This window comes from Streptomyces javensis (genome assembly GCF_039525925.1).
In the GTDB taxonomy this organism is placed as follows: Bacteria; Actinomycetota; Actinomycetes; order Streptomycetales; family Streptomycetaceae; genus Streptomyces; species Streptomyces asiaticus.
Window position 1 is genome coordinate 81,100 of the sequence record NZ_BAAAIF010000031.1, and the last position, 23,404, is coordinate 104,503.

20 protein-coding genes and 1 tRNA gene are annotated in these 23,404 nt (G+C 69.7%); 8 read left to right on the forward strand and 13 right to left on the reverse strand.

Features of this window, described 5'->3' with window-relative positions; all coding sequences use genetic code 11:
* The first annotated feature begins 8 nt into the window (after positions 1 to 8).
* Positions 9 to 275: a hypothetical protein gene (locus ABD329_RS25935; RefSeq protein ID WP_198275335.1), complete on the forward strand. Its 267-nt coding sequence runs from the start codon at positions 9 to 11 to the stop codon at positions 273 to 275.
* Between the two features lie 21 nt (positions 276 to 296).
* Here ABD329_RS25935 and ABD329_RS25940 read toward each other — a convergent pair whose 3' ends face one another.
* The 4 genes from ABD329_RS25940 to ABD329_RS25955 all read right to left on the reverse strand — a co-directional run bounded on the left by ABD329_RS25940 (position 297) and on the right by ABD329_RS25955 (position 3,955).
* Positions 297 to 689, reverse strand: coding sequence for a hypothetical protein (locus tag ABD329_RS25940; protein ID WP_198275336.1), 393 nt, complete (start codon positions 687 to 689; stop codon positions 297 to 299).
* 321 nt (positions 690 to 1,010) lie between these two features.
* Positions 1,011 to 2,123 carry an integrase core domain-containing protein gene (locus ABD329_RS25945; protein WP_198275337.1) on the reverse strand — a complete coding sequence of 371 codons (1,113 nt, stop codon included), beginning with the start codon at positions 2,121 to 2,123 and terminating at the stop codon, positions 1,011 to 1,013.
* 598 nt (positions 2,124 to 2,721) lie between these two features.
* A complete protein-coding gene (locus ABD329_RS25950; RefSeq protein ID WP_198275338.1) occupies positions 2,722 to 3,291 on the reverse strand; it encodes a hypothetical protein in 570 nt (189 codons plus the stop codon).
* Complete coding sequence (locus ABD329_RS25955) at positions 3,281 to 3,955, reverse strand: VMAP-C domain-containing protein (RefSeq protein ID WP_198275339.1); 675 nt, start codon at positions 3,953 to 3,955, stop codon at positions 3,281 to 3,283. Before ABD329_RS25955 ends, ABD329_RS25950 begins: the two co-directional genes overlap by 11 nt.
* A gap of 234 nt (positions 3,956 to 4,189) precedes the next feature.
* Between ABD329_RS25955 and ABD329_RS25960 the strand changes: the two genes are divergently transcribed.
* A complete protein-coding gene (locus ABD329_RS25960; protein ID WP_344316970.1) occupies positions 4,190 to 5,599 on the forward strand; it encodes an IS701 family transposase in 1,410 nt (469 codons plus the stop codon).
* 46 nt (positions 5,600 to 5,645) lie between these two features.
* Here ABD329_RS25960 and ABD329_RS48290 read toward each other — a convergent pair.
* Positions 5,646 to 6,721, reverse strand: a protein-coding gene (locus ABD329_RS48290) for an IS630 family transposase (protein WP_425574381.1) whose coding sequence is annotated in 2 segments (ribosomal slippage) — positions 5,646 to 6,257 and positions 6,260 to 6,721 — 1,074 coding nt in all. Because the reading frame shifts where the segments join, the coding sequence is not laid out codon by codon here.
* Between the two features lie 296 nt (positions 6,722 to 7,017).
* Positions 7,018 to 7,812, reverse strand: a complete 795-nt coding sequence (locus tag ABD329_RS25975; RefSeq protein ID WP_198281119.1) for a hypothetical protein — start codon at positions 7,810 to 7,812, stop codon at positions 7,018 to 7,020.
* A 493-nt stretch (positions 7,813 to 8,305) separates the two neighbouring features.
* Between ABD329_RS25975 and ABD329_RS25980 the strand changes: the two genes are divergently transcribed.
* Positions 8,306 to 9,373 (forward strand): integrase core domain-containing protein, encoded by a 1,068-nt coding sequence (locus ABD329_RS25980; protein WP_309142911.1) that lies wholly within the window; start codon positions 8,306 to 8,308, stop codon positions 9,371 to 9,373.
* A gap of 633 nt (positions 9,374 to 10,006) precedes the next feature.
* Here the strand turns inward: ABD329_RS25980 and ABD329_RS25985 are convergent.
* The 6 genes from ABD329_RS25985 to ABD329_RS26010 form a co-directional block, all read right to left on the reverse strand.
* Positions 10,007 to 10,094 (reverse strand) — tRNA-Pro (locus ABD329_RS25985).
* A 421-nt stretch (positions 10,095 to 10,515) separates the two neighbouring features.
* Positions 10,516 to 11,262, reverse strand: a complete 747-nt coding sequence (locus ABD329_RS25990) for a response regulator transcription factor (protein WP_344316971.1) — start codon at positions 11,260 to 11,262, stop codon at positions 10,516 to 10,518.
* A gap of 52 nt (positions 11,263 to 11,314) precedes the next feature.
* Entirely contained in the window at positions 11,315 to 13,975 is a 2,661-nt protein-coding gene (locus tag ABD329_RS25995; protein WP_198277909.1) for an ABC transporter permease, read from the reverse strand.
* Entirely contained in the window at positions 13,972 to 14,730 is a 759-nt protein-coding gene (locus tag ABD329_RS26000) for an ABC transporter ATP-binding protein (RefSeq protein ID WP_309142751.1), read from the reverse strand. Before ABD329_RS26000 ends, ABD329_RS25995 begins: the two co-directional genes overlap by 4 nt.
* Positions 14,727 to 15,431 carry an ABC transporter ATP-binding protein gene (locus ABD329_RS26005; RefSeq protein ID WP_198277910.1) on the reverse strand — a complete coding sequence of 235 codons (705 nt, stop codon included), beginning with the start codon at positions 15,429 to 15,431 and terminating at the stop codon, positions 14,727 to 14,729. The genes ABD329_RS26000 and ABD329_RS26005 overlap by 4 nt, the downstream gene beginning before the upstream one ends.
* Positions 15,431 to 16,057 (reverse strand): hypothetical protein, encoded by a 627-nt coding sequence (locus ABD329_RS26010; RefSeq protein ID WP_198277911.1) that lies wholly within the window; start codon positions 16,055 to 16,057, stop codon positions 15,431 to 15,433. Before ABD329_RS26010 ends, ABD329_RS26005 begins: the two co-directional genes overlap by 1 nt.
* Positions 16,058 to 16,208: 151 nt before the next feature.
* On the opposite strand from ABD329_RS26010, the gene ABD329_RS26015 reads away from it, so the two are divergent.
* On the forward strand, positions 16,209 to 17,516 hold the full coding sequence (locus ABD329_RS26015) for a sensor histidine kinase (protein WP_246618548.1): 1,308 nt from the start codon (positions 16,209 to 16,211) through the stop codon (positions 17,514 to 17,516).
* A gap of 68 nt (positions 17,517 to 17,584) precedes the next feature.
* Here ABD329_RS26015 and ABD329_RS26020 read toward each other — a convergent pair whose 3' ends face one another.
* Positions 17,585 to 17,905, reverse strand: a complete 321-nt coding sequence (locus ABD329_RS26020; RefSeq protein ID WP_198277912.1) for a hypothetical protein — start codon at positions 17,903 to 17,905, stop codon at positions 17,585 to 17,587.
* 206 nt (positions 17,906 to 18,111) lie between these two features.
* On the opposite strand from ABD329_RS26020, the gene ABD329_RS26025 reads away from it, so the two are divergent.
* From ABD329_RS26025 to ABD329_RS26040, 4 genes are all read left to right on the forward strand, one after another.
* Positions 18,112 to 18,789 carry a response regulator transcription factor gene (locus tag ABD329_RS26025; protein ID WP_198277913.1) on the forward strand — a complete coding sequence of 226 codons (678 nt, stop codon included), beginning with the start codon at positions 18,112 to 18,114 and terminating at the stop codon, positions 18,787 to 18,789.
* Between the two features lie 3 nt (positions 18,790 to 18,792).
* Entirely contained in the window at positions 18,793 to 20,214 is a 1,422-nt protein-coding gene (locus ABD329_RS26030; RefSeq protein WP_198277914.1) for a sensor histidine kinase, read from the forward strand.
* 411 nt (positions 20,215 to 20,625) lie between these two features.
* Positions 20,626 to 21,990: an aspartate aminotransferase family protein gene (locus tag ABD329_RS26035; RefSeq protein WP_198277915.1), complete on the forward strand. Its 1,365-nt coding sequence runs from the start codon at positions 20,626 to 20,628 to the stop codon at positions 21,988 to 21,990.
* A gap of 13 nt (positions 21,991 to 22,003) precedes the next feature.
* A complete protein-coding gene (locus ABD329_RS26040) occupies positions 22,004 to 23,353 on the forward strand; it encodes an aspartate kinase (protein WP_198277916.1) in 1,350 nt (449 codons plus the stop codon).
* Positions 23,354 to 23,404 lie beyond the last annotated feature (51 nt).

Genomic DNA, 23,404 nt, shown 5'->3' on the forward strand with positions numbered 1-23,404 from the left:
AGGACGGGATGATTATTCGGCACCCGCACTGTGACCAGGTAGAACGCGAACTGGCCGGGAGCATCGCCGGCCGACTTGACCTGCCGGCCGACGACATCAGGGTGCAGATGCACGCGGCGGCCGCCTCGGGCGCCCTACGGGTCGTCAACGAGGAGATCAGCGAGGCCCTGCTCGGCGGTGCCGACGTGCGCCAGTTCGCACATGCGCACCGGCTCCTGGCCCAGGCGGTCCGCAGCGTCACGGGAGGCGAGGTGGGGGACGCGGCTACGACCTGAGATCCGCACGCGACGACACCCTCAGACCGCACAAAAACCGGCATCTGGCGTCATGTTCGGCAAACGTATGAGCCGGCCTTCCGCGCTGTTCGCCGTGTGTGACACAGGCCGGATAGCAGGTCGAGCCACCGGCGCCGGATGGGATGCCGCCCGTTGCCGATCCCTCCGCGTATCCACCGTCAGGCGACGCTCGCTGGGCCCCATCTGAGTCTCGATGGCGGGCAGCACGTTCAACTGGTTCTCCTGGCAGACGGCCACCTTGGTCGGTGGCGGGACGCTGCTGCCGGCGGCGGTCTCCCGGGTCGTGTCCCGGACCCTCGAGCCGATCGTCCCGCTGAGCATCGCCCGGAACCGCACCGTGACGCCGACCGCCCCGGCCTCGTTGCTGGTCGGCGTCGGTCCCTTCAGTGGCACCGTCCTCCTCTCACGATTCTTCCACGTGGCCATGGGCGAGCCCACTGCGATGGCCGGTCCGAGGAGCCTGTCGCTGGTCCTCGATACGCCGGGGAAGCCCGCCGAATCCTCCGAGCGGCCGGGCCGGACGACGCAGAGGGGGCCGCCACACCGCCGCCGCCCCCTGCCGTGCGCTGCCAAGTGTCTGACGGCCCCAGGGGCGCCCCGACTACTCCCAGCGGGCCCTGCGCTGCGCCCGAGGCGGTCGCGGCCACCGGAGCCGCTGCTCCAACCACGGCGGCCGGCAGGCGCCACCGCCCCTGAAGGGTGTCAATATTCCAATCAGGCTGCTGAGCTGGGTGTTCTCTGTCGATGGTGAGTCAATCGGAGTGGCGTGGTGTGATACTCGTTGAGCAGTCCACCAAGTACCTGGCGGCGCCTGATTGTGACAGCAGGTAGGGGGATGATGTTCGGGTCGTCGCCTGGGGCTCGTAGGTCCAGGCTGCGGTGGGGCCGTCCCGTGTTGTAATGCTCGGCATACGTGGTGAGGACGGTGCGCAGATGTCGTTCGCCGGTGATGAGGAGGCGGTCGGTGCACTCGGCGCGGGCTGTGCGTATCCATCGTTCGGCGAACGCGTTTGACCGGGGACTCTGCGGCGGTGTTGGGATGACCCCTGTGCCGTTGCCGGCGAAGACGGCGTCGAAGGCGGCGGTGAACTTGCTGTCCCTGTCACGGATGAGGAATCGGAAGCGCCCGGCCGTGTCGCCGAGGTCCATGAGCAGGTTGCGGGCGAGTTGGGTGACCCATGCGCCGGTAGGGCGTGCGGTGACGCCCAGGACATGGACGCGCCGGGTGGTGATCTCCATGACGAAGAAGACGTAGAGTCGTTTGAGGAAGACGGTCTCCACGTGCATGAAATCGCAGGCGAGCAGTGTGTGGGCCTGTGAGCGCAGGAACGAGCGCCAGGTCTGCTGGGAGGCGCGCTGCGGTGCGGGCGGTAGGCCGGAGCGGCGCAGGACGCGCCGGATCGTGGCGGCGGCGACCCGATGCCCGAGCCGTCGGAGCACCCCTTGGATTCTGATGTAGCCCCAGGTCGGGTTCTCTCGCGCCAAGCGCTGGATGAGTGCGACCGTCTCTTCCGGCAACGGTGGCCGACCGGGGCCGACCGCCGTCTGGCGCCACTTCCAGCGCGCCAGGCGCCGGTGCCAGGTCAGCAGCGTGCCCGGGGTGACCAGTCGATGGCGGCGCAAGGCGCATGGCAGGTGCCGCGCGAGAGCGGAGAGCACGGCGCGATCAGCCCACGAAAACCGCGGCCGCTCGACCTGCCGGCGAAGCACCGCGACTTCATGGCGAAGCACGAGGATCTCAGCATTGTTCGCGGCGGTCGACCGGCCCAGCAAGAGTAAGCAGCCCAGTAGTCGAGAGAAGATCAGGTAGAGCAGTCGCAGATCCACAATCATAGATCATGCCCACACATAGACGACCGCAAAGCCGCAGGTCAACCACCGTACGGCAATAAAGACACCCTTCACGCCCAGGTCTGCAAACGCACCGGCTCCGGCCTCTCGAAACGCGGCTGGAAAACCTACCTCCCGAACGTCCCCTACCGACACACCTGTTGAGAGAGAGCACCCATCCGACGATCGGCTCCCTGAACATGGGCGGCGTGCTCGCCGACCGGCTCTCCCGAAGCCGGATGTTCCTCCCGGTAATCTGCAAAAGGCCACCGCCCTGCTCGACTCCCGGGCAACGCCCTCGAGATGCTCGCCCTCACCGCAGTTACGTGGAATCTGTCCCGGTGATCATGTTCTCTGGGTGCAACCACGGACTTGGGAGATGGGTTGAGCGGCACGACGGTGCTGACAAGGTCAAGCTCCCCCGACACCGCGACCCGGCAGCTGTCGGGTCCGGTGGCCTTCCGGTCCACCCTGATCGTCTCGTGCACCGGCGAGCCCCCTTGACGTGAGGCAGTCCGCACGGCGAGCTGCACCTCTTCGACGTCCTCATTGGTTCCTGTCGCTGAGATCTGCTGGCGGGTTCACCGCGTGTTCATCAACGGCGACACGCGGCGACCGCCAGGGGGACAAGTACGGCCAGGAGTCCGACCCCCACACCCACCGGAGCCGTCAGAGAGGGATGCTGATACAGCACGTACACCGTGGCCGTGCAGACCAAGATCACCACCATCACGGTGAGCACCACCACCGTTACCAAAAGGTGCTCCGGCGGTTCGCCCTGGGGCGGCCGTGACTGCTGATTCGTTGTCATCTGGGTTGTCCTCCTCTGGCTGTCAGATGCTCCGCCCGCCGCACCTGGCGTGCCGTGCGGCGGGAAGGGTGGTGAATCGTCGATCTGGGACAGCGGGTCTGTTCGGGGAGTCGTGGAGTCAGTCATGGCCGCAACCGCCTCGGAGCCCGCAGATTTTCCCCTGTGTGGTGCGTCTTCAACTGGACCGGGTGAGCTTTCTCCCGAGCGGGCGAGCGCCTGATGGGCCAGGCCAAGGGCGCGAAAGGAGGAGCGCGCACCCTCCAGGTAGGGCCCGGAAAGCGCCTGATCGCGCAGCATCAGCACCGGCTTCCAGCCCGCAGCCCAGTCGTCCAGGAGGCTTCTGTCAACGGACATCCACCCCCTCGTCCGGCCCGTCATACGCCCTCGCGGTTCCACCGGGGTCGGGTCGTCCCAAACGAGCACCACATGCTGTCCAAGGTGACTTTCCCCTGCGCGGAGCCGATCGGATGGGCTCCAGACGTAACTCTGTCGCGGCTTCGCGGGGCCGTGCCAGGTTCCCGCTGGCGTCGGCCTGTTTTTGTCTCAAGCGCTGGACGAAGCCGGGGTCCCGGGTCGCCCGGCCGTCCCAGGCGACCACCGGAATCCCGGCCCGCCAGGCGGTCAGCGCCTGTGAGGTGCCCTCGGGGGTGGTGCCCGGGGGCGATGCCTGGACCAGGGCGATCACCTGCGAATCGGTCTTGAGCCGGGCCAGCAGGGCGGTGGGGTCGCCGGAGCGCGGGCTGTCCGGGTCCTCGCCGTCCACGACGAGCTGCTTGGCGCGCTCGGGCTGCTGGTCGAAGCGGTTCAAGCGGTGCTTCCACTCCCGGTGCCAGCGCCTGGTCCAGCTGCGCTCCAGGCTCCGTACGACCACCGGACGTTCCATGTACAGCGGGATCGGCAACTCGCTGTCGAGCTCCAGACGCCAGCGGTGGACCGGCAGATTCAGGTCATCCGGGCCGAGCATGAACTCCATGTGGATCGCCCGGGCGTCGTCCCACTCCTCGGCCGCCCGGTACATCACGCCCCACGAGACACGCCAGCGGCTCCAGAACGACCAAGCACTCGAAGCGTAGAAGAAGAGCGCCCGGGGTCACGGGCAAACGCATGCCAGCCGGCGGGGGTCGTACCGGTACCAGGACGACAGCTCGTAATTACCGGTAGTTCGTTAAATCCGGTTGTGGTGTGGGTTGACGGCCGGTCGGGTTGGTCGTAGGCCGGTGGTAGGAGTCAACTGCCTTGCTGGGGGCTGAAAATGACCGCTCGCCGTCCCTGTCCGCCTGCGCCAGGGCCACTGGAGGACTACGCGGCCCGGTTCGACGACCTCTTCTTCAGCCTGGCCCAGCGGCGAGGGTTTCGCGAGTACCTGACCGGACTGCTGGCACCGCGGGAGCGGAACAAGACGATCACCTGCCTGGCAGGGGCGGAACCGGTGGCAGGTGCGGGAATGCCGGGGGTCCAGCGGCTGCAGTTCTTCCTGTCCGAGTCGCCCTGGGAGGCCGAGCAGGTCAACGACCGGCGCCTTGAGCTGCTGCGCGAGCAGCCGGCGACGGCTCCCCACGACGGCGGGGTCATCGTGGTCGACGATTCCGGAGACCGCAAGGACGGCACCGCGACCGCGCACGTGGGCCGGCAGTGGCTGGGCCGGCTGGGAAAGACCGACAACGGCATCGTCACGGTGACCACGGTATGGACCGACGGCCGCGTGTACTACCCGCTGCACACCACTCCCTACCCCCCTGCCCACCACTTCGCCCGGGGCCGCTCGGATCCGGCCTTCCGCACCAAACCGCAGCTGGCCGCCCACCTCGCGGCCCGCGGAAAGGAAGCGGGCTTCGGCTGCCGGGCGGTGGTCGCCGACTGTGCCTACTCCGTCAGCGACGACTGGTATCTCGCGCTGCGCGAGGCCGGCCTGGCCTACGTGGTCGCGCTCAAGCCGCATCGCGGCACCTGGGCTCCGGCCGACCAGCCGCACACCCCCATCGAAGCCGCCCACGCCCTGACCTGGAAGAATGCTAAGCGGCCAGGCGACTGGACACCCGTGGAACGTCACTTCCGCGACGGGCACACCGAGACCTGGTGGGCGGCCGATGCCCGCCTGGGCGGCTACGGACCGAACTCACCCTGTCGGCTGGTCGTGGCCACCGCCGACCCAGCCGGCCTGCCGGAGAAGGCCACCTGGTACCTGGCCACCAACCTGCCCCACCCCGAAGCACCCCACGCCACCACCAGCCCGCACCCGCCGGCCGATCTCGCCGAGATCATCCGCCTCTACGGCCTGCGGCCATGGATCGAGCAGAGCTACAAGCAGATCAAGGACGAACTCGGCTGGGCAGACTTCCAAGTCCGCTCCGACCGCGCCATCCGCCGCCACCACACCTTGGTCAACTGCGCCTTCTCCTTCTGCTGGGACCAGTGGTTCGCCCCACCCGGGCCCCTGGACGCCACCGCACCGGACCCGTGCCCCGACGAGGGGCCAGAGAGGGGGCCCAGCCGAACCCCACCAGCCCCAACCGCCCTGCTGGCCCAGAGCTTTACGGGCCATCCGTTCCTGGCTCACCCCCGCCGTCACCCTCAACCGATGGTGGCGAGCCTGGACGGACACGGACCCACCCACCGAGCTCCAAGCCCTGATCGACGCGGTCACCACCGGACACGGTCTTGATCTCTACTGCCGGATGTAACGAACTACCGTTACTGACCTTGTCGGATTAGCTTCGGGTGGTCTGGGTGAGGGGTAGTCCGGTTTCGCTGAGGCAGCCGTCGACGAGTTCGGGGTGGCGCTGGATGTGGGCGAGGCTTCGACGGAGGGTGCCGGTGAGGTGGTCGGGGTCGGTAAATGCGGTGTTGGCCATCGGGCCTCGCCGTAACAGAGACCAGACTCCTTCCACCGGATTCAAGTCCGGGCTGTAGGAGGGAAGCTGGATGATCGTGAGCCAGTCGTGGTCCGCGGCGTAGTCACGCAGTCCCGCGGTGCGATGGGTGTTGAGATTGTCCCAGACGACGATGATCGGGGCGCCGAGTTGCAGGTGGGCGCGGACCAGGAGGTCGCGGTAGTCCTGCCAGGAGAAGCTCCTGCGTGCGCCTTTGAGGAGGGAGTGGAAGCGGGGCCGGTAGATCATCCGGGACCTCTCGCCGGGCCGGTAGCAGCACATCGCGGCGACCGAGATCCGACGCTGGGACCGTCCCCGCACCCGGACCACCGGAGTGTGTCCGCGCCGGCCCCAGGTGCGCGCTCGTGGCGGCGTCATCGCGAACCCGGCTTCGTCCTCGAAGACGATCCAGGCCCCGAGCGCCGCCGCTGTCCTTCCACCTGCGGCCACACGTCCTTCTTCCACAACTCGACCGCGTGTTCGTCGCGTTCCAACGCGCGACGGGCCGGGCTCTGCCAGGACCAGCCGTGGCGGTGCAGGAGCCTCCACACTCCTGCGATGGAGCAGCTGACGTGGAACTGGCGGCCGATCAGCGTCCGGACGCGTTCCAGCGTCCACCGCTCGTCCTCCCAGCCATGCGCAGCTGGCCCTTTGGCCAGCTCCTCCTCCAGCACAGCGAACCGCTCATCCGACAGCTTCGGCAGCTTCGCGGGTCCCTTCGACTTCAGACTCTCCATGCCGCCCTCACGCCAGTTGCGGCGCCATTGCTCCACCGAACGCTCGCTCACCCGCAGGTCCTTGGCGATGTCCGACGTTTTGTCACCTCGCGCGAACCGATGCCCGGCCTCAAGCCGGATCCCTTCACGCGCAGCCCGCCGCTCAGCCGTCAGGCCTCCTCCATCCGCATACCGCATAGCTCCGGCATACCGCAGGGATCACCCAACGTCACCACCCGAAGGCAACCCGAAAAGATCAGTAATGGCGTCCCACGCAGGGCAAAGACTGAACTACTTGACAAATCAGATTCCACAGAATCCACGCAACCCTCATGCCCCCGAACACGGGCGACACGCAGACCTAACGGAGTCCTACTAGGCGGTCTGCGCCTCTATGAGGTCGAATGGGTTATCGCACTATCGGTGAGCACCCGACTTGTAACCGCCGAAGGGCCCCGACGCCCATGGACAGCGGCGAGCAGCGAACCGACGTCTCATGATGTTCCCCTGGGGGCGGTCCAACCGGCGCGGTTGAACTTCTTGGTCCCTGGGAGGGCCATGGCGGGCCGCGGCTTTCCTTCGACTTGCTGCGCGGCACGGAGGGTCGCAGCAGAGCTCATCTTCCAGTCGCTCCCATCCCACTCGGCGGCCAGGAGAGTGCGGGTGTAGGAGCTGTGCGTCTTCTCGATCGCCCCGGCTTTCATGGTGACGCGGGCGAGAATATAGACGCTGACCTCGTCCTTCGACTTTTTGATGGTCTTGAAGCCGATGGTGCGAACTCGTGAATATGCGCGCGGCGGCATGTCGCCCTTGGCCGGGATTCCGAACTTTTCACGCAAGGCGGCGTCCGTCTGGATCGCCCGCTGCTTGACCTTCTCCTTGTTCGTCGGCGTCTGGTCGGCTGCGGCCAGGTAGGAGTCGTAGACGCCCATCTGCTCGTCCACCATGTCCCGACTGCCCTGTACGGTCGTCGAGTTCGCGGCGGACAGCATGCTGACGGCCCCTTCGGCGGTGTGCGGGAACAGAACCTCGTTGCCGTTGCTGTCGGTGCGCTTGCCGTGCGGCAGCGCCGCCCACTGCTTCGACTGGGCCCACTCGTCCGGGGCGCTGGAGCCCGGCTTAGTCTGGTGTCGGGGCGCAGTGGCGGCTCCGCTTTTCTCGCTTTTGCCAGCCCCCTCGGTGTCGTCGTCTCCACTGGACGCCGAACAAGCGGTCAGGGCGAGCACGGCAGCGGCAACGCCGCTGGTGCCCCACATCATCGCTCGATTCCACCCGTTCATACGCAACATCAGCCCAACACTCCATCACCATCGAAATTGCCGAAACGATCAACACGATGGCAGGTGGACCGCCGCGCATCCAATGGAACGGTTCACTTCCGCCATCCCTGGGCTTCCACCGACGGCCCATCGCGCGGGCGGCGGAGACCGCCGGGCTCGCCCGGACCTCGAAGCGTGCGCTCCGGACGGGCGGAGGCGCACCGACGTCCTCATCCACGGTGAAAACGGGCTGCAGCTCGGGTGCGAGGTCCAGCTCTCCTACGAAACCGCCCCGGCCGTGGTCAAGCGCACCGATAAGGCCCCCGCCGACGGGCTCAGTCCTTTGTGAACCCGACGACAGCAGCGCGCCACTCATTGAGCGGGCACCGGACCGCCTCACTCTCGGGCGGTAACATCATCGAGACCGGCACCGACTCCTACCCGTAGCGCTCCATAACGGCTTCACCGGGTTTGTCCTGAGGCAACGCACCTGACCAGCAGGTACCCGGCATGATCAGTCCTCGTGCTGGTTCGACTTGTCTACCTCATCGCCACGCGAATCTTCGCGTGGCTGTTCCTGATGTCTCGATCTTCTGCGGCCAAGAATGCGGAGATACTGATCCTGCGACACGAGCTCGCGGTTCTGCGTCGACAGGTCACCGCGCCCAAGCCCGGCTGGCCGGAGCGCGCGCTGCTCGCCGTTGTGACCCGGCTGATCCCCCAAGCCCTGCGCGAACGCCGGATCGTCTCACCGCGCACCCTGCTGGCCTGGCACCGGCGTCTGGTGAAGCAGAAGTGGACGCAGCCGCTGTCTACCGGGCGACCGCCCCTGCCGGAGGAAATCCGCAACCTGATCATCCGGCTCGGCACCGAGAATCCCCGATGGGGCTTCCGACGCGTGCACGACAAACTGCGTCGCACCGGGCACAAGGCCAGCCCCGCCACCGCCCGGCCTGTGCTGCGTGCCGCCGGTCCCGGTCCCGCGCCGCGTCGCCAGCCGACGCGCGGTAAGTGGGCTGTCTTCCTCAAAGCCCAGGCCAGCGGCCTGCTCGCCACCGATCTCTTCCATGTCGACACCATCAGCCTGCAGCGCCTCTACGCGCTATTCATCATGGAGGTGCGCACCCGCACCATCCACATCCCCGGCGTCACCGCCCACCCCACCACCGCATGGGCCACTCAGCAGGCCCGGCAGTTCCTGTGGCAACACGGCGATCGCGCCGCCGAATTCACTCACCTCATCGGCGACCGGGACGCGAAATTCACCGCCGCCTTCGACGCCGTGTTCACCAGCGAGGACATCACTGTGGCCAAGATCCCTCCACGCAGCCCCAACTGCAACCCACACGCAGAACGCTTCATCCGCTCAGCACGGGAAGAGTGCACCGACCGTGTCCTGCTCTTCGACCGTGGCCACGCCGAGAAGATCCCCCACGACTACGCACACCACTTCAACAGCCACCGACCACACCAAGGCCGAGACCAACTCGCGCCCAGCGACAATCCGAACGTCATCCCCCTGCCTACAGCCCGGATCAAACGCCGACAAGCCATCGCAGGCCTCATCAACGAGTACCACCAAGCCAGCTGACCATAAGGAAAATCCAGCTCACAACCAGTGAAGCCGTTTTAAAGCGCTACGCGTCTGGTGACACGGAAGTGGACCTACGGGAGCTGGCCTGCTTGGCACACTATTATTCACGCCGAAGCCCCCAACCGACCGTCTCGCTACTGCGCCACAGAGCCCGATACGGTGCTCACGCCCTGGGAGTGCCCCGTCTGCCGGCAGACGCCAAGGGGCTTTGCCTCGCCTTGACCCGGCAGGCACCTCGCGGCCGCAACACCCGAGCGTCGGCCGCCTGCGGAAACACGTCGGCCAAGGTCATCAGCCCACAGCTCCCCTCCTGTCGCATGGGGAGCACGACGACGTGCTCCCACCCCGAAAGGGGGTCGAGCGCCGACAAGGGGTCCTTATGCCTCTCGATGCCGAGAGCATCCATAGCGGTGGGGTGACCTTGGTGCCCTGTGGTTGACAACGGCGCATAGGAGCGCGGTACGGCACCGCACGTCTACCGGATCGGGTGACGGACGAATCGGGCACCGTTGACAGGTCTGCGAGTTGGGAGCACGAGGGCTCCCAGAGGGCTCCCCATCGCTCCCATCCGGGAAACGGTTAAGGCCGCCTCCGCTATCCGCGGAAACGGCCTTCGACCTGCGAAAACGCTGGTCGGGACGACAGGATTTGAACCTGCGACCCCTTGACCCCCAGTCAAGTGCAAGCGCCGAATTCCCCGGAATTGCGGCGCTTTCCGCAGGTGAAACACGTGCGGGAAAGGCTGGGTTGTGCGGGGTCGCGCACACCGTGTGGTCCCCAAATGGTCCCCACGACAGTGCCTCCATAAGCCACCTTCGTTTCCACTCCATCATGCACCGCTTGGCGACATTCGACAAAACCCACCACAGGAGAGAGGGTTGTGCGGGTGCATCCCGGCCTACCCCGTGGCCGAACGTCTTTACTCCACCGTCCGGGACCAGGAACCTCGCGAAGCCCAGGAGCGAACGCCTCCGGCCAAGGCCAGCCAATACACCAATGCCGTTGCAAGGGCATCTTGCGTCGGTTTGGTGCACGCACAATTGTGCGCCACCTGAAGTGCAGCGATGTACAACGATCCCCCCCCACAGGTCCGGGCAGACAGAACGTCATTGAACTGCAACTGGAGCGCCAAAGACGGGTCAGTTGCCGTCCAGCGGCCTGGGTGGGTCGAGCCGGTAGCCATGTCCGCGCAGGGTGGTGAGGTCGGGCAGGGCGACGGGCGCCTGTGCGGCGGACGCGGCCGCCTGCAATCGGCGGCGCAGGGAGGACATGGTGACGTCCAGGGTCTTGGTCGGCCCGAACCAGTTCTCGTCCCACACCTCCGCCATGAGCGATTCGCGGGAGACGGCCTCCCCCGGGTGCCGGACGAGGACGGCGAGGAGTTCGAACTCCTTGGGGCGCAGTTCGACCTCTCGGTCACCGAGTCGGCAGCGGCGCGCGGCGATGTCCACGGTCAGATCCCCGATGCGGACGGGTTCGCCCGGTCCCGCCGGGGCGGGCGGGCGGCGGCGGAGGTGGGCGCGGAGGCGGGCGAGCAGTACGGTCAGGCTGAAGGGTTTGACCAGATAGTCGTCGGCGCCCGCGTCCAGGCCCACGATGACGTCGATCTCCTCGCTGCGGGCGGTCAGGATGAGGATGAGGACATCGGGGTGCTCGTCGCGTAGTTGCCGGGCGACGTCGATGCCGTCCATGTCGGGGAGGCCGAGGTCGAGCAGGACGACGTCTGTGGGGAGCCGGGCGGTCTCGGCCAGGCCGGAGCCGCCGGTCCGGGTCCAGGTCACCGCGTAGCCGTGGGAGCGCAGACCTGCCTCCACATGCCGCCCGATGACCTCGTCGTCCTCGATGACCAGTACGGATACCGTGTCCTTGGCCCCTGTCGTCCGCATGCTCCGAAGCGTAAGGCGGGTGGCTGTCCGGGGGCGCGCGGGCGGTCCGCTGTCAGAGTTCACGCAGCTCTTCCACGGCCGGCCGGGTGGATCTGCGGACGCCGCTCAGGGCCGCGCCGACGATGGCCGCGAGGGCCGCCGCCAGGGTCAGGGCCAGATACGGCCAGGGCACGGCCACGGCTTCCGGTGGTGGATCGAAGACACCGGTGAGCACCTTGACGAGCATCTGGGTCAGGGCCCAGCCGATGAGTGCGCCTCCGGTCAGCCCGGCCGCGGTCAGCGTGGCGGCCTCGCTGAACACGAGTCCTTTGAGCTGCCGTCGGGTGGCGCCGAGGACGGTGGCGATGGCGAAGGTGCGGCGGCGTTCGGCGAGGCCGAGGGCCAGGACGATGCCGCCCGCGCCGGCTGCCAGCAGGACCGCGAAGGCGAGTTCGATCCGGGTGAGCCCGGACAGGTCCACGGAGGTGAGGCTGGATCCGACCTGGGACCGGGTCTGGGTGATGTCGGTGACCTTCGCGGTGGTGCCGAGCTGGTGGCGCAGCCGCGCGGCGACGGCCTTCTGGTTGCCGCCTCCGGTGTCGACCAGGAAGGTGCCGACCGCGTCGCTGCCGGTGGTCTTGGCGATGTAGCCGGCGTTGGCGACGAAGAAGCTGTCGCGTGGTGCGGTGGGGAATTCCCTGACGATGCCCGCGTAGTGGAACGGCACGGTGTGGAACGTCTTGGTGCGGGCGTCCTGGAGCCGCAGCTTGAGCGTGTCGCCGGGGGCCAGCTGGAAGTCCTTGACGGTCTCCTCGCTGACCAGGAGGGAGTCCGGCCGGGCGGCCAGTTTGGACATCAGGCTCTTGGCGCTGCCACCGGCGAAGTAGGCGTTCTGCAAGGAGGTGGCGGAGGCGACGGTGGAGGGCCGGACCCCGTACAGGTCCTGGAGATCCGCTCCGACGTAGGCGAACCGGTGCTGAAGCGGTTCCACGTGGCGCACCCCCGGGATCGCCGCCAGAGGGTTGGCAGCGCTGGGTCCGACACGGGAGCCGGGTGACTGGGTCACCGTCACATCGGCGCCGTTGGTGAGCCGGGCGTCGACCTCGGCCTGCTGCCGGTAGGTGGAGTTGAAGGACGCGGTGGACACAGCGAAGGAGAGGGCCAGCGCGAGCAGCACGATGGCCCGGGCCAGCGGGCGGCGCTGCCGGGACAGGCTGGCGGCGGTCGTTCCGGCCATGGTGCCGGTCAGCGGCCGGACCAGCCAGGCGAGGGGGCGGCGTCCGTGGGTCAGAGCGAGGGTCACCAGCCGCCACAGCAGCAGGGCGGAACCGAGCCAAAGGAGGGCCGGTCCCAGGAAGGCCCAGTAGGACACGGAGATGGTGGGGACGCCTTCCGGGGCCAGGACCAGGGAGTAGTTGTTGGAGCTGGAGGCGCGGAAGACGAAGTAGGAGACGGCCAGCAGGATGAGGTCGGGGTAGAACTTCATCCAGCGCGGGGCGCCCGCCCGGCCCACCACCCGTCGGGCCTCGGCCACGGTGCCCTGCCGCAGATCGCGCACAGCGGGCACCAGGACGGCCGCCGCAGCGATGACCAGTCCCAGCAGCAGGGCGAGGGCGAACCAGCCGGCCGCTGATGTGGCGGTGGAGCCGAAGGACACCGTACCGAAGGCGGCCCGGCCCACACCCGCGGCGATGCCGAGGCCCAGCAGACCACCCGCCACACCGACGCCGGCCGCCTCGGTCGCCGCCAGGCCGACGACCTGGCGGACGCCGAGTCCGCGGGTGCGCAGGAGGGCCTGTTCGCGCCGTCGCCGGTCGGCTCCGGCGCCGGCCACCGCCGCCGTCAGCAGGGCGGCCAGCACCGCCCCGGGCACGCCGAGGAAGAGGAAGAGGATCTGGGCGTAGAGGGCGTCCTGGCGTGCGCTGTCGAGCGCGGCGCCGAGATTGTCGCCTACCAGCCCGCCACCGGCGGTGCGCGCCTCGGCGTTGTGTGCGGCACCGGTCACCGCAGTGTACGCGGCGGCGGGGTCGGCGGGCAGCCGGGCGTCCCGGGCGACATGGATCTGTGTGGTGACCGCGGCCGGGTCGGCGGCCTTGATGGGCGCCGTGGTCCTGGTGAACTGTGCGGCGGGCAGCAGGATGACATTGTCGGGGGGCGCGGTGGGCTGGGTCTGCGGTGGGGCGCCGACCTTCTGGAAGAGGGAATCGGCCTGGGGCAGGTCGACCACCCCGGCCACCTTCACACGAGCCGGTCCGCCTCCCGGGCGGCCGATGGTGACGGTGTCCCCGGGGGCGACATGCAGATTGGCCGCGGTCTGCTGGGCGATGAGCACCCCGGAGGCGCTGCCCGTGAGCTGCCGTATCTCGCCGGGGAAGGCAGAGCGATAGCCGGGTGGCAGGCCGAGCACGACCCCCGGGCCGGTGCTCTGAGTGGACCCGCCGGTCCTGGCGTGGAAGCCGGTGCTGTGCGCGAATCCGACGGGGAGCGCGGTGCGCGTCCCGGGCGCGGACCGTACGGTGTGCAGCACCGAGGCCGGTTGGGCGCCCGGCTGGACCTGGACCTGCCAGTCGACCGCGACCGAACGCACCGCGCGGTCGGTCATGGTGGATTTGGAGGCGGTCAGAAAGGAGCCGAGCGCGGCGACCAGCGCCACGGCGAGCGAGATGCCGAGTGCGGCGGCGAGGAGCCGGCCACTGCGGCGCCGGACGAGCCCGGACAGCCAGGTGATGATCACGACGTCTCTCCTCGAGTCGCGTTCGGCCGCGCCCGTGGTGCGGTGCGCGGTCCGGAGGCGGCGGGGGCGGGGACCGTGGTGGCCAGCCGCCCCTCGTGCATGGGCCAGCGCTCGGTGAGGCGTTCGCCGACGGTGGGATCGTGGGTGGTCACCACGAGCGCGGCGCCCAGTTCGGCCGCCGTGTCCAGCAGGACGTCCACCACGTGGCGGCCGGTGGCGCGGTCGAGCTGTCCGGTGGGTTCGTCGGCGAGGACCACTCTCGGTCGCAGCGCGAGCACCCTGGCCACCGCCACCCGCTGCGCCTGCCCGCCGGAGAGTTCCTCGGGCAGCTTGTCGGCGAGGTCCGCGACGCCGACGGCGTCGAGGGCGGACAGCGCGCGGCGGCGGGCCTCGGACTCCGAGGTGCCCGACAGGGCCAGCGGCAGTGCGGCGTTCTCCACCACGTCGAGGGCCGGGATCAGGCTCGGGGACTGGAAGACCACGCCGATGTCCCGGGCCGTGGCGGGACGGCCGAGGGCCGGCCAGGCGATCTCCCCGCTGGTGGGCCGTTCCAGTCCGGCCATCAGGTGCAGCAGCGTGGACTTGCCGGATCCGGAGGGGCCCATGATGGCGATGCGGTCACCGGCCCGCACCTGGCAGGTGGCGCCGTGCACCGCCACGACGGCGCGCTCGCCCTGGCCGTAGGTGCGGGCGGCGTCGCGGCAGTCGATCAGGGTATCGATGAGGGTGGTGTCGGCGCCGGAGGGGGCGTTCACGGCTGGATCCTTCCGTCGCGCAGGACGAGCACCCGGTCGGCGAAGCCGACGACCTCGGTGTTGTGAGTGACGACCAGAACGCCGCGACCGGCCTCGGCCCGGCTCTTGAGCAGGTCGAGCACGCGCTGTTCGGTCCGTCCGTCCAGTTCGCCGGTGGGCTCGTCGGCCAGGAGCACATCGGGGTCGTTGGCCAGGGCGACGGCCAGCCCCGCGCGGGCCAGTTCACCGCCGGCCAGCTCATGCGGCAGGGCGTGGGCCCGGCCGCGCAGCCCCACCCCGTCGAGCAGGGCGGCGATACCGGACGCACCGCCACGGCGCCGTCCGGCGGCCGCCCGGGCGAGGCGGACGTTCTCCCGTACGTCCAAATGGGCGATGAGGTTGCCGGACTGAAGCAGGACACCGATGCGGCGGGCGCGCAGCCTGGCCCGCTGGGCCTCGGGGCGATGGCTGATCCGCTCCCCGCCGACGTGCACATAACCTCCCGCCGGTTCATCCAGCCCGGCCAGGCACGCCAGCAGGGTGGACTTGCCCGAACCGGAAGGGCCGACGACGGCGACGGTCTCGCCGCGCTGGACCTGGAGGGACACCCCGCGCAGCGCGAGGGTCTCCTCCTCTCCGGTGCGGAAGAACCGGTAGAGCTCCCTGGCGTCGAGGGCGGTCGCCCCGTCGGCCCGTGGGGCTGCCGTGGAGGTGGTGGCCATCACTGCCACCGGAGCGAATCGCTGACGATGCGCCAGGGGTCGACGTTGTCGGCGCCGGTCGGACCGGTCAGGGTCAGGGTCACCTGATGGCCGTTGTGGAAGAACACATACCGCTCCACCGAGTCACGCACGCTCTTGCCGGTCACCTGATTGGGGGCCGAGTCCGTCCGGTAGGTGATCCGGACGGCCGACCCGGCCGTCCGGTGGACGGTCGTGACACCGCCCAGAGCGAAGTGCGTGGCCTGCTTGCGGAGGGCGGGGACCATGCCCTCCTTCACCGACTGGACAGTGGGCGCGGACCCGGCGGAGCTCTGCGAGATCTCGACCTTGTTGAGCTTGTCGCTGAAGGTGATGGTGCCGTGGGTGGAGGAGCGGGACCAGCCCTCCGGCACCTTGACCGTGAACCCGCCGGCGGGCGGCCGGTAGGCGACGTACACCTGGTTGTCGGGGATGTCGCCCGGCGGATTGGACTCGGTGGGAGCCGGGCCGGTCCGCTGGGTGGACGACGAGCCGGAAGGGGCCTTGGAACCGCTGTGTGAGCCGCCGCCGGAGCCGGAGCAGCCGGCGACCACCGCGGTGGTCAGAGCGACGGCGGCGGGAACGGCGAGGATGGCTCGCTTGTCCATGGTGTCCTCCACATAGGCGAACCGCTGGTGTCTCCGACGCTAGGGAGGAGGCGGTAAACGCTCGCCACGACGACGGTTAGACGACGGCAAAACCGGCCGGAGCCGCCCCCGCCTCGGCCTCACCGGGCGCGCCCGCGCTCATGATGGGCGTATGAGACAGCGCGTGATGCGGGTGGCCGTGATGGCGGTGCTGGTGGCACTCGTTCTGATCGCCACCCCGCTGGCGCTCGGGATCCAGACGTCCTTCTTCGCGGACGAGCGCGATGAGCTGGAGCGCGTGGCCCTGGCGGCCGCCGTCCATGTGCCACCGCAGTTCGTGGCGGGCGACCATGTGGAACTGCCCGCCCATGAGCGGGGAACCGACATCGGGGTGTACGACCTCTCCGGGCGGCTGCGCGACGGCAGCGGTCCCAGGAAGGCGGACGCGATCACCCGCCTGGCCCAGGGCGGGGCGGTGGCCCGGGGGCGCGGCGATCACCAGATTGTGGTGGCCGTGCCCGTCCCCTCCGGGGAACAGGTGATCGGCGTGGTCCGCGCCTCGACCGGGACACCGCAGGTCTGGCATCGCGTCATCCTGGCCTGGCTCGGCCTGGTCGGCACCGCCCTGGTGGCGCTGGCCACGGCCATCGTGGTGGCACGCCGGCAGGCGCGCACGCTCACCGCACCGTTGGAGGCGCTGTCGGCTAAGGCGGGAGCGGTGGCGGACGGGGATCTGACCGCGCGCGCCGAAGGCAGCGCAATCGCCGAGATCGACCAGGTGGCGCGCACCCAGAACACCATGGTCGAGCAGCTGGCCCGATGGCTCGAGCACGAGCGCCACTTCACCTCCAACGCCTCCCATCAGCTGCGCACCCCGCTCGCCGGTCTGCATCTGGGCCTGGAGGCGGCCGCCGCCGGCCCCGACGCGGATCTGCGAGCGGCGGTGACGGAGGCCCTGGAGCAGGTCCGGCATCTTCAGCGGACCGTGGACGAGGTGCTCCGGCTGGCCAGGGCCACGCCACGCCCCGGCGTTCCCGCGACCGCCCGGCCCGCCGCCGAGGTGGTCGAGGGGGTGGAGCGCCGCTGGTACGGCACCTTCGCCGCCGAGGGCCGTCGTCTGGACTTCGGCGTCGAGCCCGGCGGCGGGGGCCTGCGGATCCCCGACCGCACCGCCGAACAGATCCTGGACGTCCTGCTGGACAACGCCCTGCGCCACGGCCGCGGCACGGTCGAGGTCACGGTGCGCGAGATGGGCGGCGCGGCCGCCGTGGACGTGTCCGACGAGGGTTCGCTGGCGCTCGACCGGCGGGCCGTCTTCGAGCGGGGGGCGACGACATCGCGGGCCGGCAGTGGCATCGGTCTGACACTGGCCCGGGAAATGGCCGAGGCGGCCGGAGGGCGGATCACCCTCGCCCGGACGGCGCCCACCACCTTCACCTTGCTGCTGCCGGTCGCGGAGCCACCGCCGCCACCGGGGTGAGCGGTCACAGGGGTGAGGCGGGCGGCCGAAGACGACCGCCCGCCTCGGGTGAGGTCCGGGGCTTCTTCCTACTCGTTGCCCTCGGACTCGTGGTTGGCCTGGGAGCCGGAGTCGTTGTGACCGCCGGAGCCGTCCTCCTGGCCACCCTGCTCGTTCTCGCCCTTCTTCTCGCTTTCGCCCTTCTTCTCCTGCTCGCCCTTCTTCTCGTGCTCGCCGCCGCTCTTCGAGGTCGAGGGGCCCGGAGGGGTGGGCTGCTGCGCCGTGGCGGACACCGAGGACGAGGGGTGGGACGGCTGCGCGGCCGCCATGGCGGTACCGCCACCGACGACGGTCGTGACGATGGCCGCGGCGGACGCGGCGAGTACGGCTGCCTTCTTGCGCGTGTTCATATTCAACCTTCGCTTTCGATACCGGACGGACCTTCCATCCGGCATGCGCTCATCCTGCGCCGGGGCAGCTGAGAGGAGCCTGAGGCGAGGTGACGGAGGTCATGGAACCCTCCGGGGGCCTCTCAGCGGGCTCTCAGCTTGCTTCCCCCGCAGCCCCTTAGGCTGAAAAAGAACATTCGGGGCACAAGGGGAGAGAAAGGCGCACCATGCGCGTCCTCGTCGTCGAAGACCATCCCACGCTGGGGCGTGCCCTGGTCCACGGACTCACCACCGAGGGATTCGCCGTGGACCTCGCCGCCGACGGGGAGGAGGGGCTGCGCAAAGCGGGCGAGACCTCCTATGACGCCATCGTGCTGGACATCATGCTGCCGCGGCTCAACGGCTACGACGTGTGCCGACGGCTCCGGACCGCGGAGGACTGGACCCCCGTACTGATGCTCACCGCCAAGGACGGCGAGTACGACGAGGCCGACGGGCTGGACATCGGCGCGGACGACTACCTCACCAAACCCTTCTCCTACGTCGTCCTGACCGCCCGGCTGCACGCCCTGATCCGGCGCGGCCACATCCCCAGACCCCCGGTCCTGCGCGTCGGCGACCTCCTCCTGGACCCGGGGGGCCGCACCTGCGTGCGCGCCGGATCTCCCATCGAGCTGACCACCCGGGAGTTCTCGCTGCTCGAATATCTGGTGCGCCACGAGGGCCAGGTGGTCAGCAAACAGGAGATCCTCACCCATGTCTGGGCCGAGCACTTCGATCTGGACCCCAATGTCGTCGAGGTCTACATCGGCTATCTGCGACGCAAGATCGACACCCCCTTCGGGGCGCGGTCCATCGAAACCGTCCGCGGGGCGGGGTACCGCCTCGCGTCGAGCGACAGGTGACCCATGGGAACCCCCGCCGTGCCCCTGGCCTCTCGCAGGGCCTCGTCGCGGACGCGCCCCCGGCTCCCCCGCTGGCGCGGGTTGGGCCTGCGGATACGGCTGACACTCGCCGCCACGCTCGTCAGCGCGCTCGGTCTGTGCCTGGCGGGCGCGCTGCTGGTGGTCAGCCAGCGCGCCTCGCTGATCCGCAGCCTGGACGACAGCGCCCGGCAGCGCGCGCTGATCATCGCAGCCGCCCTGGACAAGGGCCGGGCGGTGCGGCCGCTGCCCGCCTCCGGCACCGGTGACGACGTGACCCAGATCGTCGACCACCGGGGCCGGGTGATCGCGGCATCCGGGAACGTCGCGGGAGAACCCGCGCTGTTCCGGACGCTGAAACCGGTCCCCGGGGGCGAACCGTCGGTGCGGACCGCCCACGGAGTGCCGCTGGGCGACCAGGGGACCTACCGTGTCGCGGTCGTGTCGGCCGGCTCGGCGCACGCCCCCGAGACCGTGTACGTGGGGCTCGCCACCGCCCAGGCCGACCACAGCGTGGATGAGCTCGTCGCCGAGCTGGCCGTGGGCCTTCCGGTACTGACGGCCCTCCTCGCCGCCGCCGGATGGCTTATCACCGGGCGGGCGCTGGTCCCGGTGGAGCGGCTACGTCGCCAGGCGGCCGAGATCACCGCCACCGACCTGCACCGCCGGCTGGATCTGCCGTCGGCCGCCGACGAGGTGAGGCGGCTTGGGGCCACTCTCAACGATCTGCTGGCCCGGCTCGACGAGGCCACTGCCCACCAGCGGCAGTTCGTGGCCGACGCCGCGCATGAACTGCGCAGCCCGGTGGCCGCCGTACGGGCCGAACTCGAGACCGCCGCCCGCCACCCCCACACCGACTTCTTCACCCGGCTGCCCGATCTGCTGGAGGAGACGGTCCGGCTCGGCCGGCTCATCGACGACCTCGTACGGCTGGCCCGTCTGGACGCCACTCCGACCACCGCGCTCACGGCCGATGTCGACCTGGACGACCTGGTGCGGGCCGAGGTGCGGCGACTGCACGTCCGCCCCGGTGTGGCCGTCGTCCGCGGCCGCATCCACCCCGCCCGTGTCCGCGGGGACGCCGACGCCCTGTCCCGGGCCGTGCGCAATCTGCTCGACAACGCCGTCCGGCATGCCCGCCACCGGGTGGAGGTCACCCTGGACACCGCGCGTGGCGAGGCGGTGTTGAGTGTCCAGGACGACGGCGCCGGTATCGCGCCCGTCGACCGGGAGCGGGTCTTCGAACGGTTCACCCGGCTGGACGACGCCCGCAGCCGCGACGCCGGCGGCTCCGGGCTGGGGCTGGCCATCGTGCGGGACGTGTCCACTCATCATGGCGGCCGGGTGGCGGTGGAGGGCGACGGCCCGGGGACCCGGCTGGTCCTGCGTCTACCACTGCCGACATAACCCCATCGGCACGTTTTACCGTCGTCTGACCTCCGTCGCGCCGGGTGTTAACCGCCCCCTTCCTAGCGTGGAAGACATCAAGGGTTCACCCGCGGACGGGGGTGTCATGAGCAAGCACACCATCGTCGATGTCAAGGGCCCCGAAGGTGAGGGGCAGTCCCTGACGGCGCGGCCCGCCACCGACCGGCCGCCCCCACTCGGAATCCTCGCGAGGTACTTCGAGCGCCCCTGTGACCCTGCCCCGTCCCAGAGCGCCGTGACCGGCGAAGGCTGGCACCTCGGGCACACGGCGCTCAACCGCTGGGCGAAGCAGCTCGCGCACCGGACACCCCCGGCCGGCCCCCGTCACGACGCCGGGACAGCCGCCGACCGCGCCTACCGCTGTCCGGCTCACCTTTGGGGAGGCTTCTCATGACAACGCTCCTCCGGCCCGCTCCGCTGACGGCTCCCCGTGTCAGCGGCGATCTGCCCGGCCCCCGCTCCACCGCCCTGCTGGCCCATCAGGAGCGGTGGGAGTCCAGCGCGCGGACCTACCCGCGCCATCTGCCCATCGCCCTGGCCGAGGGCTCGGGCAGCTTCGTCCGGGACGTCGACGGCAATGTCTTCATCGACTTCCTCGCCGGTGCCGGAGTGCTGTCGCTCGGCCACAACCATCCGGAGCTGGTGCGGGCCGTCTCGCAGCAGCTCGACTCCCTCACCCACGGCCTGGACTTCCCCACCCCCGCCAAGGACACCTTCACCCAGGCCCAGCTGTCCATGCTGCCGCCGGAGTTGCGCAGGCGCACCCGGCTGCACTTCTGCGGGCCGACGGGGGCCAACGCCGTCGAGGCCGCCATCAAGCTCTGCAAGATCGCGACCGGTCGGGGTGACATCATCTCCTTCCGGGGCGCCTTCCACGGCAGCACCCACGCCACGATGGCGCTCAGCGGACTGGTGTCCCAGAAGACGCCCGTGCGCAACGGCATGCCCGGGGTGCACTTCTTCCCGTACACCGCCGACGGCCCGGCCCCGGACGGCCCCGACGTCAACGGCGCCGACCTCCTGGAACAGGCGTTGCGAGACAGCAACGGCGGCATTCCGCTCCCTGCCGCGGTGATCATGGAGATGGTGCAGGGCGAGGGCGGAAACATCGTCGCCCGCACCGACTTCGTCCGCACAGTGCGCGAGGTGACCCGTTCGCTGGGCATTCCCCTGATCGTCGACGAGGTACAGACCGGCTGCGGACGCACCGGCACCTGGTTCGCCTTCGAACAGTACGGCATCGAACCGGATGTCATCGTGGCGTCCAAGGCGCTGAGCGGCATCGGTCTTCCGGTCGCCCTCATCCTGTACGACACCGCGCTGGACACCTGGGCGCCCGGTGCGCACATCGGGACCTTCCGCGGCAATCAACTGGCCTTCGCCGCCGGTGCGGAGACGGTCCGCATCATCCGGCGGGACGACATCCTCGGGAACGTCCGCCGACAGGGTGACCGGATCGCGGACCGGCTGACCGGGCTGACCCGCAATCCGTGGGTCAGCCAGGTGCGCGGCCGCGGGCTGATGTGGGGGATCGAACTGGCGGACCGCAGCGACGGCCGCCCCGCCACCGAGGTCGCGGCCGCGGTCCAGCACCACGCGCTGCGCCACGGCCTCATCGTGGAACGCGGCGGACGCGACGACGCCGTGGTGCGTCTCCTGCCCCCGCTGAACGTCACCGCCGAGGTCGTGGACATGGCCTGCTCGATCCTGGTGGACGCCGTGTCCACCAGTGCCAATCGTTTCCGGGTTCACTGATCGGAGGCATCGGATGGCTCTCATCGTCCAGAAGTACGGAGGCTCCTCGATACCCACCACCGAACGGATCAGGCGGGTCGCCGAACGGGTGGTCAGGGCCCATGACGAGGGCCATGGCATGGTCGTGGTGGTGTCTGCCATGGGTGACGCCACGAATGAACTACTCGCGCTAGCCCGAAATGTGGACACCGCACCCTCTCCGCGGGAGCTGGACACCTTGCTGAGCGTCGGCGAGCAGGTCTCCAGCGCACTGACCGCGATGGCGATCCACGCGCTCGGCGCCCCGGCGTGCTCCTGCTCGGGCCGCCGGGCCGGGGTGGTCACGACTCCGGCCCATGGCGGGGCCCGGATCGTGGACGTGCGGCCTCACCTGGTCCGGGAGGCGCTGGACCGCGGCACGATCCCGGTGGTCACCGGATTCCAGGGGGTTTGCGGGGAAAACGACGAGGTCACCACCCTGGGCCGCGGCGGATCCGACACCACGGCGGTCGCCCTGGCGGCGGCCCTCAAGGCCGACATCTGCGAGATCTGCACCGATGTGGACGGGGTGCTGACCGCGGATCCCACGATCGTGCCGGAGGCGAGGCCGATCGGCCACCTCACCCATGAGGCCATGCGGGAGCTGGCCGCGGGGGGAGCGCGGGTGCTGGCGCTGTCCGGCGCCGAGTACGCCGAACGTTACGCGGTGCCCCTCCGAGTGCGGTCGTCCTACGACGAACGTCCGGGTACCGCCGTCTCGGACGAGCCCGAGCGGCCCCCGTCGTACGGATCCCCCGCCCGGGTGGTCGGCCTGGCCCATGACGCGTCCCGCACGAAGATCACCCTGTCCGGCGTGGTGGGCCGCACGGGGGTGATGGCGAGCGTGATGCACGCCCTGGCCGACGAGGGGAGCGGGATCGGCACGGCTGAATTCCCTGCCGTCCCGGCCGACGACGGGAGGTACGGCGTGCTCACGCTGGTCCTGCCCACGGCCGACGCCCCCGGCGCGCTGGCCGCCCTCCGGACCTGCCACCGAGGCATCGACTACGACGCCCTGACCCGCGAGGACAACGTCGGGACCGTGTCGCTCGTCGGGACCGGACTCCGGTCGCACGCCGGGATCTTCCTCCAGCTGAAAGAGACGCTGAACGGGATGGGCGTGCCGTTCGAGCCGGTGTCGGTGTCGGACACCCGCATTTCAGTACTCTGCCGTGCCTCTCTGCTGCCGGACGCCGTACGCGCCCTGCACAAGGCATTCGTGGAGATCCCAGCCGACAGCCCCGGCTCGCCGGTACGCGAAGGCGGGCTGCTCTCCATTGTGAGGCAGCGGATCGGCAGGACGACCGGCTTCCCCGGGCCGTACGGCGCTTCGCCATCGCGCTGAAGCCCGTCCCGCCCCTCGGACCGACCAGGTGCGCGAAGACCGTGGCCGTGT

Coding starts and splice junctions, on each gene's coding strand:
- ABD329_RS26020 (WP_198277912.1), bottom strand. CDS start 17,905: ATGAACACGCGCAAGAAGGCAGCCGTACTCGCCGCGTCCGCCGCGGCC.
- ABD329_RS25975 (WP_198281119.1), bottom strand. CDS start 7,812: ATGTTGCGTATGAACGGGTGGAATCGAGCGATGATGTGGGGCACCAGC.
- ABD329_RS26030 (WP_198277914.1), top strand. CDS start 18,793: ATGGGAACCCCCGCCGTGCCCCTGGCCTCTCGCAGGGCCTCGTCGCGG.
- ABD329_RS25950 (WP_198275338.1), bottom strand. CDS start 3,291: ATGTCCGTTGACAGAAGCCTCCTGGACGACTGGGCTGCGGGCTGGAAG.
- ABD329_RS25955 (WP_198275339.1), bottom strand. CDS start 3,955: ATGTACCGGGCGGCCGAGGAGTGGGACGACGCCCGGGCGATCCACATG.
- ABD329_RS25935 (WP_198275335.1), top strand. CDS start 9: ATGATTATTCGGCACCCGCACTGTGACCAGGTAGAACGCGAACTGGCC.
- ABD329_RS26005 (WP_198277910.1), bottom strand. CDS start 15,431: ATGGCCACCACCTCCACGGCAGCCCCACGGGCCGACGGGGCGACCGCC.
- ABD329_RS26040 (WP_198277916.1), top strand. CDS start 22,004: ATGGCTCTCATCGTCCAGAAGTACGGAGGCTCCTCGATACCCACCACC.
- ABD329_RS26025 (WP_198277913.1), top strand. CDS start 18,112: ATGCGCGTCCTCGTCGTCGAAGACCATCCCACGCTGGGGCGTGCCCTG.
- ABD329_RS25990 (WP_344316971.1), bottom strand. CDS start 11,262: ATGCGGACGACAGGGGCCAAGGACACGGTATCCGTACTGGTCATCGAG.
- ABD329_RS26015 (WP_246618548.1), top strand. CDS start 16,209: ATGAGACAGCGCGTGATGCGGGTGGCCGTGATGGCGGTGCTGGTGGCA.
- ABD329_RS26010 (WP_198277911.1), bottom strand. CDS start 16,057: ATGGACAAGCGAGCCATCCTCGCCGTTCCCGCCGCCGTCGCTCTGACC.
- ABD329_RS26035 (WP_198277915.1), top strand. CDS start 20,626: ATGACAACGCTCCTCCGGCCCGCTCCGCTGACGGCTCCCCGTGTCAGC.
- ABD329_RS25960 (WP_344316970.1), top strand. CDS start 4,190: ATGACCGCTCGCCGTCCCTGTCCGCCTGCGCCAGGGCCACTGGAGGAC.